Source organism: Leisingera thetidis, assembly GCF_025857195.1.
GTDB classification, from domain to species: domain Bacteria; phylum Pseudomonadota; class Alphaproteobacteria; order Rhodobacterales; family Rhodobacteraceae; genus Leisingera; species Leisingera thetidis.
The window spans coordinates 668513-681978 of the sequence record NZ_CP109787.1; the positions used below are offsets into that span (position 1 = coordinate 668513).

The window sequence follows — 13466 nt, forward strand, 5'->3', positions numbered from 1 at the left end:
GCCGGGCGAAGAGTTATCCTCGGATGCGGTCAAATCCCGGATCATAGGGCGAGGGCGCAATGACCGTGGCCGCCACCAGCTCGCCGCAAAGATCCAGCTGCATGCTGCAGCCTTCCGCCGCCAGCTCCGGCTCGACAAAGGCATAGGCCAGGTTCATCCCCACCCGGTGGCCCCAGTCGCCGGAGGTCACGGTGCCGACGACTTTGCCCCCTTGCATCAGCGAGGCGCCGCCGTGGGCCGGGGCATGTGCGGCGTCTACCTGCAGTGTGACCAGCTTTTTGCGCGGGCCTTCGGAGTGCCGTTTCAACAGGGCCTCCTTGCCGATGAACTCGCCTTTCTCCAGCTTCACGAAACGGTCCAGCCCGGTCTCAAACGGGTCGAATTCGGTGATCAGGTCGGCCTTCCAGTGCAAAAAGCCTTTCTCCATCCGCATCGACTCGACGGCGCGGGCGCCAAAGAGTTTGAGGCCATGCACCTCGCCTGCCTTGCGCAACGCCAGATAGGCGGCATAGAGCGAGGCATTGGGAACGTGGATTTCATAGGCCAGCTCGCCGGAGAAGCTGACACCCATGACCGTGGCCGGGGCAAAGCCGATGAAACACTCGCGCACCGACAGCCAGGGGAAGGCGGCTGCCGACCAGTCGCCCCGGGCGCAGGCTGAGAGCACGTCCCTTGCCCGGGGGCCGGCCAGGACCAGAATGGTCTGGTCGTTGGTGAGCGAACGGATCTGCACGTCCTCATCATCGCGGAGGTGGGTCTGCAGCCAGTCCATGTCGTGATATTCGCTGGCGGCGGCAGAGCCGTACCAGACCCGTTCCGGCCCGCGGTCGGAGGCGGGCAGGTTGGCCACCGTGGCCTCGCCCTTGACCATGCCGTGATGGTTCAGAAGGTATCCAAGCCCGACGCGGCCCGCGCGCTTGGTGACGGTGCCGCAGAACATCCGGTCAAGAAACGCGTGGCGGTCCGTGCCGGTGATTTCGAACCGGTTGAAGCCGTTCACCTCTGCCAGGCCTGCGTTCACCTGCAGGTTCTTCACTTCTGCCGCGACCACATCGAACGCCTCGTCGAAGTTGAAGGTGAGAGAGGGATGAAAGTCCGCCGACGGCTTGATGTAGTCGACCCGCTCCCAGCCGTTCACCACGGTGAACTCGGCGCCTTCTGCTGCCAGCACCGGCGTCAGCGGCGTGGTCTTGGCCGGGCGGCCTGCCGGGCGGTGCTCATGCGGGAAGTGGAAGCGGAATTCGTTCTGGTAGTCCTCAATCGCCTTCAGCGCGGTCAGCTCGACATTGGTGTGGGTGGTGAAACGGCGCGGGTCGATGCACCAGGTGTCATACTGCGCTTCCCCGTGCACGATCTGCTGCGCCAGCAGCCAGCCGTGGCCGCCGCCCTCGCCGAGGCCCGCGCGCAGGCCGATGATGCAGAAGGCGTTGCGCCCGCCCGGGATCGGGCCGACCAGCGGCGCGCCGTCAATAGTATAGGTGATCGGGCCGTTGACGATCGAGCGGATGCCGGTCTCCTGCAGCGCAGGCATCCGTTCGAAGGCGCCTTCGAGCACATCCATCACCCGTTCCAGATCGTCCGGGCAGAGGGCGTTCACGAAATTCGGGTCGATGCCGTCCATGCCCCAGGTCTTGCAGTCCTGCTCGTAGAACCCGACCAGCAGGCCGCCTTTTTCCTGACGGCTGTAATAGTCTGAGATCGGGCAGCGCAGCAGCGGCATCCGGTGGCCAGCTTCCTTGATCGCCGGGATGTCCTCGGTCAGGAAATACTGGTGCTCCATCGAGGCGACGGGGTGGTGCACGCCCATCATCGCGCCGACCTCGTTCACCCGGTAGCCGCAGGCGTTCACCACGATATCGCAGTCGATGTCGCCATGCTCGGTGTGCACAGTCCAGGTGTCGTCCTTGTGCTGGGTCAGCGCGGTCACCGGCGTGTTGCGGTAGACCTCGGCGCCGGCCTTGCGGGCGTGATAGGCCAGCGCCTGGCACAGCTGGGCCGGGTCGATGTCGCCGTCCAGCGGGTCCCACAGCCCGCCCAGCAGGTTGGTAGTAGAGATCAGCGGGTGGCGGCGGGCGCATTCCTTGGCGTCGATGACCTCAAACTCCACCCCCATGCCGCGCGCCATCGAGGCAAAGTGGCGGTAGCCCTGCATTTGCGCTTCGGTATTGGCCAAGCGGATGCCGCCATCGGCATGGTGATAGTTGATCGGGTATTCCGGATTTTCGGCCAGCTCCTTGTAGAGGTTGATCGAATGGGTCTTGAGGCCGACCATGGTCTGGTTCATGCCGAAGTTGGTGACCTGCGCCGCCGAATGCCAGGTGGTGCCGCTGGTCAGTTCGTTGCGTTCGACCAGTACGACGTCCGACCAGCCCTCCTGGGTGAGATGGTACAGGGTCGAGCAGCCGGCGATGCCGCCGCCGATGACCACAACTTTGGTACGCGATTTCATGGAAAGACCCTCCGGATGGAATTTGCCTGACTAAGCGCCGCTCCGGGCAGGGCAGCAATGCGATCCTTGCTTTTCTCAAGAATTCGAAAATTTATTGCGAAGACGTTGGAGGCAGTCTTCGGTGATTGCCAGCCGGAGGCTGCAGCCAGAACAGTCAACTCCGAGGGATTGCCGCAGGAGGGCACGGATATGGCAGAGCAGCGGGTTAAGAGGGGCGGACGCAGGGAAAGACTGGCGCAGCGGGCGGCAAAGCCGGCCATTGATCCCTGTCCGCCAGGCCAGATCGGCGGTGCCTACAAGCCGCTGACCCAGGCCGAGCTGGAGCGGATATACACCACCGCGCTGGATCTGCTGGCCAAACTGGGGATGGGAGAGGTGCCGCCGCGGCTGCGTGCCGACTTGCTGGCCGCAGGGGCAACGGACAATGGTGCGGGACGCGTGCTGTTTCCCCCGGTCATGGTGGAACAGGCGATCGATCAGGCGGCCAAAACCTTTGTGCTGCACGGGCGGGATGAGCGCCGGTCGATCACGGTCGGCGGCAACGCGGTGCATTTCGGCACCGGCGGTGCAGCGGTGCAGACGCTGGATATGGAAAGCGGGCTGTACCGGCCATCGACCCTGGCTGACCTGCATGATTTCACCCGGCTGCAGGACACGCTGGCCAATATCAGCTGGTTCACCCGCTGCTGCGTGGCAACCGATGTGCCGGACAATTTCGACCTCGACGTGAACACGGTTTATGCGCTGCTGAAGAACACCACAAAACCGGTGGCGACATCGTTCACGCTGGCCGAACATGTCGCGCCGATTGTGGACATGCTGGATATCGCCGCGGGCGGGGCGGGGGCGTTTTCCAGACGCCCCTTCCTCAAGGCGCATATCAGCCCGGTTATCTCCCCCATGCGGTACGGAGAGGACGCGGTGGATGTCGTCTATGAGTGCATCCGGCACAATATTCCGATGTCCTGCATCACCGCAGCGCAGGCGGGCGCCACGGCACCGGCGACGCTGGCGGGCTTCCTGGCGCAATCGCTGGCGGAGACCCTGGCCAGCCTGGTGATGGTGCATGCGATCCAGCCAGGCTTTCCGATGGTGTTTTCCAACTGGCCGCTGGTCATTGATCTGCGCACCGGGGCGTTTTCCGGCGGCAGCGGCGAAACCGCGGTGCTGAATGCGGCCTCGGCGCAGCTGTCGAACTGGCTGGGACTGCCCTCCGGCGTGGCCTGCTCGATGACGGATGCCAAGGCGATTGACGCGCAATACGGCATGGAAAAGGGGCTGACCTCGCTGGCGGCGGCGCTGGCGGGCGGCAACCTGATCTATGAAAGCTCCGGCATGACGGCGTCGCTGCTGGGGGCAAGTTTCGAGGGGTTTGTGCTGGATGACGAGATGCATTCGCATACCTACCGCGCCCTGCGGGGGATCGAGGTGAGCGACGAGAACCTCGGCTTTGAGGCGATCTGCGACGCGGTTCTGGGCGAGGGGCATTTCCTGGGCGGCCAGCATACCTTTGCGGCGATGGAGCGGGATTATTTCTACCCGGCGCTGGCGGACCGGGATGCGCCGCGCACCTGGGCCGAAAAGGGCGCGCCGGATGCCTGGGCAAAGGCGCGGGTGCGGGCAGGGGAAATCCTGCGCGGGCATCAGCCGGAGTATCTGAGCCAGGAGCAGGACAGGGAGATCCGGGCGCGGTTCAAGATCCTTTGACCAAGCCGACCGGCGCGTGGCCGGGCATCAGGACAGCAGGGTAAACCGTTTCTCCAGCCAGGGGGCGGTTTCCTGGAACGGTTTGATCGCGTGCTGCGTGATCAGCATGCGCATCCGGGCGTCCACCAGATCCAGGATCGATCGCGAGCAATCCGGGGTGGAGATGATCGCCAGGGTGCGGGAAAAGCTCTTGCCCGGAAAGGCGACCATTTTCAGCTTGGGCTGGAACCGCTTGGCCCGGGAAAACAGCAGCGGCGTGGTGATGGTCCAGCCGGCGCCCGCCGCGACCATGGCCATCAGCGTCTGATTGCTGCCGCATTCGAACCGGTGCGGCAGCGCCAGTCCCATGCGGCGGAGCTGCGATTCGATCTGCCGGGCGATGATCAGGCTGCCGGAAAACCGCAGGAACGGCAGCTTGCTGCGGCCTTCGATCACCTCCTGCAGCAGATGTTCGCCTGCCCGGGGCAGAACCACGACAAACGGATCGCGCAGCAACGGTTTGTCCTGCAGGTCGCGCAGGCGCTCGGCCGGGGTGGTGGTGATGCCCAGATCCAGCTGCCGGTCGCGCAGCATCGCCAGAATCGCGTGGCTGGAATCGGTGTGATACATGAAATCGCAGCGCGGCATGCTGGTGGAGAGAAACACTGCCAGCTCCGGAGTGATGTCGCTGTCGAAATCTTCGACGGTCCCCAGCCGCAGATAGCTGGCCTCGGCGATATTGCCGGCCGAGGCTTCGGCTTTGGCCTTGCGGATCGCGTGCAGAGCGTCGTCGATATTGCGCAGGAACACCTGGCCCTTGGGTGTCAGAACCATCGGTCGGCGGCTGTGGTTGAACAGTTCGACGCTCAGATGCTCTTCGAGATTGCGCAAGTGATGCGAGATGGTGCTGACCGACAGGCCGGTCTCCTCGGAGACGTCCTGCAGCGACCCTTTGCGGGCGGTGATCTGAAACAGTTCCAGCCCCTTGAGGCTCAGATCTTTGCGGGCGGAGTGGCTCGGCATAGCGGATCTCTTTCACAGTCGAAGGGCGGCGTCATGAGGTTTCGCAAAAAATCAGAATAATGATAGCAAAAATTTGGAGCAGTGCGTTCTGTCTCTGGCGGTGCAGCGAAATATGGAAGCGTCAGACCCACAACACTCTGCGGCCGTCAGATGCCGCCAGCTGTGCAGGGAGATCAGAATGAAAAGACTGCTGTTATCATCGGTTTGTGCCTTGGGCTTTGCAGCCCCCGCCTGGGCGGAAGGCTGCGGCGGGGTGACGATCACCCAGATGGACTGGGCCTCGGCCAATGTGGTGACTTCGGTCTCCAAGTTCCTGATGGAGCAGGGCTACGGCTGCAAGGTAACCACGGTGCCGTCGTCGACGCCGACCGCGCTGACCTCGGTGGCGGAGACCGGCACGCCGGACATTCTGACCGAGCTGTGGGTGAACACCGCACCCGCCTATGCGAACCTGGTGGCCGAAGGCAAGCTGGTGGAGCTGGCCGACGTGCTGTCCGATGGCGGCATCGAGGGCTGGTGGGTGCCGCAGTATGTGGTCGATGCCAACCCTGAAGCAGCAACTTTGGACGGGATCCTGGCCAACCCGGCGCTGGTGGGCGGCCGGTTCGACAACTGTCCCGACGGCTGGGGCTGCCGCACCGTCAATGACAACATGAACAAAATCATCGGTCTGGAGGGCAAGGGGATCGAGGTGTTCAACCACGGCTCGGGTGAGACCCTGGCAACTGCGCTGGCCTCGGCCTATGCCGACGAAAAGCCCTGGTTCGGCTTTTACTGGGCGCCGACGGCCATCCTGGGGAAATACCCGATGGTGCTGGTGGATGTGGGCGGGCACGACCCGGAAACCCACACCTGCAACGGCGCCAAGGATTGCGCAAACCCCGGCGTATCCGCCTATCCCAGCGCTGCGGTGAAAACCGCCGCAACCGCCAGCTTCCAGCAGCGCGAGCCGGAGATTGCCGAGCTGATGTCCAAGGTGTCCTTCACCAATGCGCAGATGAACGGCATCCTGGCCTGGATGGAGGACAACAACGCCTCCGCCGAGGAGGGTGCGGTCTATTTCCTGACCACGCATCAGGACGTCTGGCCGGAGTGGCTGAGCGATGGCGCGCGGGAAAACGTCTCGGCTCTGCTGAAATGACCTGAACCCTGGACAGCCCTGCCTTTCCGGGCGGGGCCGTTCGCAGAAGATCCAACGGGCACGGCAGCAATGGCATTTTATGACACCGCAATAGACCGGCTGGGGCTGCGCGACTGGTGCGAGACCGGGGCAGCAGACACGCCGATGAGCATGGCGCAGCTGCTGGCCAAAACCCAGGGCGGCAACGGCGAAAGCGGCGCGGCGCTGCCATTCCCGTCACTGGACACCTTGCATGAGGCTTGCGCGGCCATCCCGCAGACCCGCGACATGACGGCGGGCGTCGAGGCGGGTTTCCTGGCGGTCAAGGACGGGCTGAAACTCGTGCTGGACCCGCTGACGCAGCCCTTGTCCTGGATGCTGGAAGCCGCGCTTTATCTCTTTACCACGGTGCCCTGGTGGGTGCTGATTCCGGTGCTGATCTATGCGGCCTGGGCCGCCACCCGCCACCGCGCGGTGACGGCTTTTGTGGCCTTGGTGTTCCTGTTCTTCGGGGTGATCGATCATCTGGATGTCGCGCTGCAGACGTTGTCGATCATCTTTGTCTGTACTGGGCTGTGCGTGCTGCTCGGGGTGCCCATCGGCATTCTGATGTCCCGGTCCGATGGCACCCAAAGGGTGATGCTGCCGGTGCTCGACATGCTGCAGACGCTGCCGAGCTTTGTCTATCTGATCCCGCTGATCTTCCTGTTTTCGGTGACCGAGCCGAAACTCTACGGCATTGCCATCATCCTGTATGCCATCGTGCCGGTGATCCGGCTGACCGATCTGGGCATCCGCCTGGTGGACCGCGACGTGATCGAGGCCACCGATGCGTTTGGCATGCCGGAACGGCAGAAACTGTTCGGCGTGCAGCTGCCGCTGGCGCTGCCCAATATCATGGCCGGTGTGAACCAGACCATCATGATGAGCCTGGCGATGGTGGTGATTGCCTCGCTGGTCTCGGCGCCGGGGCTGGGGGTGCTTGTCCTGCGCGGCATCCGCAATCTGGAACTGGGCGTCGGCCTTGTCGCGGGGTTCGGCATCGTGCTGCTGGCAGTGGTGCTGGACCGCTGCTCCAAGGCGGCGCTGCAGCGCATCGATCCTGCACATAAATCCCAATAGGAGCGGCCGATGAGCACCCCAAAGATCAGCATCCGCAACCTTTACAAGATCTTCGGCGCCAGGCCGGGCGAGGCGCTGCCCCTGGTCCGCGATCATGGCCTGAGCAAGGCGGATCTGCTGGAACAGCATCAGCACGTGCTGGGGCTGCAGGACATCAGCATCGGCATGCAGGCGGGCGAAATCACGGTGATCATGGGGCTGTCCGGCTCCGGTAAATCGACATTGATCCGGCATCTCAACCGGCTGATCGAACCCACCGCCGGAGAGATCCTGCTGGACGGGCGCGATGTCATGGCGATGGGGGCGGCAGAGCTGCAGGCCCTGCGGCAGAACGCCATGTCGATGGTGTTCCAGAAGTTTGCCCTGCTGCCGCATAAGACCGTTCTGGAGAATGCGGCAACCGCCCTGAAAATCCGCGGCATGCGGCGGGAAGCGTATGAGGCGGAGGCCCGCAAGTGGCTGGCCCGGGTGGGGCTGGAAGGGTTCGAAGGCCGCTACCCCAGCCAGCTGTCAGGCGGCATGCAGCAGCGTGTCGGCATTGCCCGGGCGCTGGCGGCGGACAGCGGTATCCTGCTGATGGACGAGGCGTTTTCGGCGCTCGACCCGCTGATCCGCTCCGATATGCAGGATCTCCTGCTGGAGCTGCAGGCCGAGCTGCACAAAACCATCATCTTCATCACCCACGACCTGGACGAGGCGCTGAAACTGGCGGATCACCTGGTCATTCTCAAGGACGGCGCCGTCGTGCAGCAGGGCGCTCCGCAGCACATCGTGATGAGTCCGGCCGGTCCCTATATCGAGGAATTTGTCCGCGGCATTAACCGCGCCCGGGTGCTGCGGGCCGGAGCCATCGCACGGCAGGCGGCAGCGGCCGGCTCCGTGTCCGGGCAGGTGGACTGGAACGACACGCTGGAGACGGTCATCGAACGGGTGAACCGCCAGCCGGATGCCGTCATTGCGGTGATGCGGAACGGCAAAGTTTCCGGTATCATCGAAACCGGTGATTTGCTGGCAGCCCTGCTGCCCTGCACCTCCGCGCCGCCGCTCGGACGGAACACCGCCATCGCTTCCTGAGCGGGCAGCATCCGGCCCTGAGGCCACCGTGTCCAAGGACCGCACGTTGGTGCGGGCCAGAGGCGAGCGGAAAATCTCCCTATCCGGCAAAGGTTGCGTGGCCGTTGACGGCCCGCCCTGTCAGGCGCACACTGCCGGGGCAGCGGTGAGGCTTGCAACACAGGGATATGCCGCGGAAGCTCTCCAATCATGCCGAATCTGGCGTCATGCGAGGAAAAGTGGCAGAAAAACTGGACTTATCATTTTTTAAAACTGTCACTGTTGGAGAACGCCGGGCCTCCGCAAGGTTTCACTGTTCAAACAACAAGAATAACAAATACCAGTCCAAAGGGAGAAATTGTAAAATGGCTGAAAAAACAAGTATTTCACGGCGTTCAATGCTGCGGGTCGCAGGTGCTGCGGCTTTGGCGGCGCCGCTGTATTCGAAAAGCGCGCTGGCGTCTTCGGGGGAAGTGAACATCCTGATGTGGTCGGACTACCTGCCGCCGGAGTTCATCTCCGGCTTTGAGGCCAAGACCGGCATCAAGGTGAATTACACCGGCATCGGCTCCAACGAGGAAATCATCAACAAGATGAAGGCCACCAAGGGCCAGGGCTTTGACATCGTCTCGCCGACCAACAACCGCTCGCTGCAGTGGGGGCCCTTGGAACTGCTGAAACCCTTCGACATGAGCAAGGTCAACATCGACGCGGTGAACCCGGCGATGGCCAAGATCGGCACCGATGCCTGGAGTTTCGGCGGCTCGGGCGTGCATTGGCTGCCGCATATCTGGGGCACCGAGGGCATTGCCTACCGCACCGACAAATGGCTGCCAGCGGGCGATGCGCCCTCTTACGGCGATGTCTGGAGTGAGGAGAACGCCGGCAAGACCATGGGCCGGGCGCATTCGATGATGCTGGGCGCAGGGCTTTACATGGAAGCCTCGGGCGAGATGGAGCCGGGCTCGATCTGGGCGGCTTACGAGGACGAGGAGACCATGCGCAAGGTCTGGGGCCAGGTCACCGACTGGTGCGTGGCGCGCAAGGACCGCATCAAGCTGATCTGGAACGACGCCGACACCCAGAAGAACGGCCTGTTGAACGAGGGCGTGGTGGTCGGCCAGACCTGGGACGGACCGCCGCTGGCGCTGAAGTCCGCAGGGGAACCCGTGCATTACCAGGCGCCGGTCGAAGGCGCGATGGCTTGGGTCGACGGCATCTCGATGCCGGTGGGCGCCAAGAACGAGGAGCAGGTCTATGCCTTCCTCGACTATGCTTATGAGCAGGAACCCGCGGGCAAGGCGATCGACAGCCACGGCTACAACTCGCCGGTGCTGGGCGCCGACAGCTTCTCCGGCGATGTCTACAAGAAGAACTTTGCAGAGGCCTACCCGGGCAACTCGCTGGCCAATCTGAACCCCTGGCCGGCCGAGGCGCCGTGGTACGCCGACGTGCGCACCGAGTTCGTCAACAAGTTCAAGAGCGCCTGACGCCTGAGCACCTGTTCACACCGGCCCCCGGGACATCCCCGGGGGCCGGCCGTGCCGCCGGCAGGCCGCCGGAGCGGTGCGGAACCATCAACAATAGAACAAGGGCAGCAGGCCTGGCGGGGCCGGTGGCGCGCCACCGGATTGGGGACCTGCACCCTGGGGAGAAGCCAAATGAGTGCAGGGGTCGGCGTTGATCTCGAAAGCCTCTGGATCCGCTTCGGTGACTTTGTTGCCGTGCGCGATGCCAATGTGAACATCAATGGGGGGGATTTCTTCTCGTTCCTGGGGCCTTCGGGCTGCGGCAAGACGACGATTCTGCGCGCGGTCTCGGGTTTTCTGGAACCCAGCGGCGGACGGGTGCTGATCGGCGGCAGCGATATGCGGGGGATCGGGCCGAACAAACGCCCGACCGCGCTGATCTTCCAGAACCTGGCGCTGTTTCCGCTGATGAAGGTCTGGGAGAACATCACCTTCTCAATGGAGATCAGGGGCGCCTCCTCCCGCGAGCGCCGCAAGCGTGCTGACGAGCTCCTGGAGATGATCGCGCTGCCGGGGCAGGGCGACAAGCTGCCGTCGGAACTGTCGGGCGGCCAGCGCCAGCGGGTGGCGATTGCGCGGGCGCTGTGCGCCGAGCCGGATGTGCTCCTGCTGGATGAGCCGCTGTCGGCGCTGGATCTGAAGCTGCGCCAGCACATGCGCACCGAGCTGCGCGAAATCCAGCAGCGGGTCGGCATCACCTTCATCTACATCACCCACGACCAGGGCGAGGCGCTGACCATGTCCGACAATATCGCGGTGATGAAGGCGGGGGTGATCGATCAGATCGGTGACGGCAAGACCATCTACAACGATCCCGCCACCGCTTTTGCGGCCTCTTTCGTGGGTGAAAACAACGTCTTCCGCGGCAAAATCAAACGCGTCATGGGCGATGAGGCGCTGATTGCCACCAACCGCTCCGGCGAGCTGGTGGCACGGATCTCCACCGCCAACCAGGGCCGGATGAAGGAAGGCGACGAGGCGATGATGTTCATCCGCCCCGAGGCCTTTGCGCTGGCGCCCAAGGGGGCCACCGGCGGCCATTTCGTCACCGCCCGCGTCAACCACGAGGAGTTCGAGGGCAATGCCTTCAACATCTTCATGGAAGGCGACGGCGGCAAGGCGCTGAAGGTCTCGATCCCCAACCTGGGCCAGTCCTTCGGCGACCACACCGGCCAGAACATCACCCTGGAATACGAGACGAAAAACGCCGTCTGTGTTCCGGCCGGTGAGCTGGCCGCGGAATGAGGAGGGCCACGCCATGCCAAGCTTCCTGAGGGAGTTCTTCAAACGCAACGGCACCGGCATGGGCAGCCTGATGCTGGGTCTGGTCCTGTTCTGGACCATCGGCCTCATTATCCTGCCGCAGCTGTCGATGCTCGACTTCTCGTTCCGTCCCAACCTGCCGCCGCCGGAGATCGGCGGCCCAAGGGACGTCTACACGCTGGAAAACTACACATACCTGATCTACGGCCCGGAGGGCGGTAGCCAGGACTATAACGCGGTCGACCTCAAGGTGTTCTTCCGCACCTTGGTGGCGGCGGTCTGCGTGACCGTCTTCAACCTGATCCTGTGCTACCCGATCGCCTATTACCTGGCCCAGACCAAGGGCAATCACATCCGCATCTTCGCGCTGATGCTGATCATCCCCTACTGGATCAACGAAATCCTGCGCGCCTTTGCGCTGCGGATCATTTTCGGCGAGACCGGGGTGTTGAACAACATGCTGGTGGGGCTGGGGGTTTTCGACACACCTTTCGACTTTATCCGCAATGACATCGCGCTTTATGCGGGTCTGGGCTATGCCTACATCCTGTTGATGATCTTCCCGATCTACAATGTGATCGAAAGCCTCGACCGCAACCAGATCGAGGCGGCGCGCGACATGGGCGCCAGCTGGCTGAAGATCCACCAGCGGGTGGTCATTCCCTATGCCAAGCCGGGCATCTCCTCGGGCTGCACCATGGTGTTCATGCTGTCGGCGGGCGCGCTCGCGGCACCGCAGATCCTGGGCGGGCCGTCTTCCCTGTGGTTCACCCAGCTGATTTACCAGCAGTTCAATGACAACTCCGACTGGCCGCAGGGCGCGGCTTATGCGGTGGTGCTGCTGGTCACCTGTATCCTGCTTGTTCTGGCCATCATGCGCCTCTTCAAGGTCAACATGGGGGATATCGGCAAATGAAACGCCTCACTTTCATGCGCCTGAGCCTCTGGGTCTATCTGGGCGTGTTCTTTGCCTATCTGCTGGGCCCCTTGGTGATCATGTCGGCGACCGCCTTCAACTCGCCCTCCTTCCCGCGGATGACACCCTGGGAATGCCTGACCTTCGAGTGGTTCTCGGCGCTGTTCCGGGACGAGCGGATCCTGAACGGGATCTGGAACTCGATCCTGGTGGGGGCGGGCACGGTGGTTCTGTCGGTGGCGATGGGGCTGGCGGGCGCCCTGATGCTGACCCAGATCTGGCCCAAGCTCAGGGCGACCTACTACACCGTGATCATCGCGCCGATCCTGATCCCGGGCGTGGTGCTGGGGATCTCGACTCTGGTGTTCTGGGACCGGATTAACCGGATGCTGGGGCTGGGGGCGGACAGCTGGCTGTCCAACGGGCTGTTCCTGACCATCATCGGCCAATCCACCTTCATTGCCAGCTACTGCATGCTGGTCTTGGTGGCGCGGCTGCAGCGCTATGACGTGGCGCTGACCGAGGCGGCGCTGGACCTCGGCGCCACCCATGCCCAGGCCTTCCGCAAGGTGCTCCTGCCGTTCATGCGGCCTGCGATTGCCTCGGCTGCGGTGCTGGCCTTCCTCGCAAGCTTCGAGAACTACAACACCACCACCTTCACTTTTGGCGAATACCCGACGCTGACTATCGAACTGGCGCAGAAGGTGCGTTACGGCATCACCCCGGCGATCTCGGCGCTGGCCTTTATTATCGTGGTGCTGACGGTCTTTGCGGCGCTGGCCAATGAGGCCGCCCTGCGCCGCAAGGAGCTGGTGGCGGCGGCGCGCAGGAAGGCCACGGTAGCGGAGCTGGAAAGCGGCAGGCTGCGGCTGCCCGGCTTCCTCAGCTCCAATGCCGCGGCGGTGGCGCTGGTGGCTGTGGCCTGTGCGACGGTGGCGGTGGTCGGCACCGCCGCGGTCTACAGCCCGGCGCAGTGTATTGCCAATGTGCAGGAGCAGAAGCGGTTGGAGACCGCGGAGCGCATCCAGGAGCTGCGCCGCCAGCGCGAACTGCGCCGCCAAGAGCAGCTGGAGCAGCAGGGCGAAGCCCCGGCCCCAAGCGTGCCGTCCGGCGGTAACAGCTCCGGCTTCGGCAGCGTCTTCAACCCCGGCAACCTCTCCGGGGAAAGCGATGACGGGGCGGAAGCGGAGAAGGAACCGCAGGGCAACGGGGCGGGCAACAGCTCCGGCTTCGGCAATGTGTTCGATCCCGGCACTTTGTCGGGAGACGAGGACAGTGGCTCCGGCAACTGACCTGGTCAAAGTC

The 13466-nt window shown here is 63.7% G+C and carries 10 protein-coding genes; 8 read left to right on the forward strand and 2 right to left on the reverse strand.

Annotated elements, in window-relative coordinates:
* Positions 1-13: 13 nt before the first annotated feature.
* Positions 14-2449: a GcvT family protein gene (locus OKQ63_RS03265; protein WP_264212540.1), complete on the reverse strand. Its 2436-nt coding sequence runs from the start codon at positions 2447-2449 to the stop codon at positions 14-16.
* A 189-nt stretch (positions 2450-2638) separates the two neighbouring features.
* On the opposite strand from OKQ63_RS03265, the gene OKQ63_RS03270 reads away from it, so the two are divergent.
* Positions 2639-4156 carry a trimethylamine methyltransferase family protein gene (locus OKQ63_RS03270; RefSeq protein ID WP_264212541.1) on the forward strand — a complete coding sequence of 506 codons (1518 nt, stop codon included), beginning with the start codon at positions 2639-2641 and terminating at the stop codon, positions 4154-4156.
* 27 nt (positions 4157-4183) lie between these two features.
* Here OKQ63_RS03270 and OKQ63_RS03275 read toward each other — a convergent pair whose 3' ends face one another.
* A complete protein-coding gene (locus OKQ63_RS03275; RefSeq protein WP_264212542.1) occupies positions 4184-5158 on the reverse strand; it encodes a LysR family transcriptional regulator in 975 nt (324 codons plus the stop codon).
* A gap of 178 nt (positions 5159-5336) precedes the next feature.
* Between OKQ63_RS03275 and OKQ63_RS03280 the strand changes: the two genes are divergently transcribed.
* The 7 genes from OKQ63_RS03280 (at position 5337) to OKQ63_RS03310 (ending at position 13453) form a co-directional block, all read left to right on the forward strand.
* Positions 5337-6299, forward strand: a complete 963-nt coding sequence (locus OKQ63_RS03280; protein ID WP_264212543.1) for an ABC transporter substrate-binding protein — start codon at positions 5337-5339, stop codon at positions 6297-6299.
* A gap of 69 nt (positions 6300-6368) precedes the next feature.
* Positions 6369-7400: an ABC transporter permease gene (locus OKQ63_RS03285; RefSeq protein WP_264212544.1), complete on the forward strand. Its 1032-nt coding sequence runs from the start codon at positions 6369-6371 to the stop codon at positions 7398-7400.
* Positions 7401-7409: 9 nt separating this feature from the next.
* The gene (locus tag OKQ63_RS03290) at positions 7410-8474 is read left to right on the forward strand and encodes a quaternary amine ABC transporter ATP-binding protein (RefSeq protein WP_264212545.1); all 1065 of its coding nucleotides are present in this window, start codon (positions 7410-7412) and stop codon (positions 8472-8474) included.
* Between the two features lie 344 nt (positions 8475-8818).
* Positions 8819-9943 (forward strand): extracellular solute-binding protein, encoded by a 1125-nt coding sequence (locus tag OKQ63_RS03295; RefSeq protein ID WP_264212546.1) that lies wholly within the window; start codon positions 8819-8821, stop codon positions 9941-9943.
* A gap of 171 nt (positions 9944-10114) precedes the next feature.
* On the forward strand, positions 10115-11227 hold the full coding sequence (locus tag OKQ63_RS03300) for an ABC transporter ATP-binding protein (RefSeq protein ID WP_264212547.1): 1113 nt from the start codon (positions 10115-10117) through the stop codon (positions 11225-11227).
* A gap of 13 nt (positions 11228-11240) precedes the next feature.
* Positions 11241-12161, forward strand: a complete 921-nt coding sequence (locus OKQ63_RS03305; RefSeq protein ID WP_264212548.1) for an ABC transporter permease — start codon at positions 11241-11243, stop codon at positions 12159-12161.
* Positions 12158-13453 carry an ABC transporter permease gene (locus tag OKQ63_RS03310; RefSeq protein ID WP_264212549.1) on the forward strand — a complete coding sequence of 432 codons (1296 nt, stop codon included), beginning with the start codon at positions 12158-12160 and terminating at the stop codon, positions 13451-13453. The genes OKQ63_RS03305 and OKQ63_RS03310 overlap by 4 nt, the downstream gene beginning before the upstream one ends.
* Positions 13454-13466: the final 13 nt, after the last annotated feature.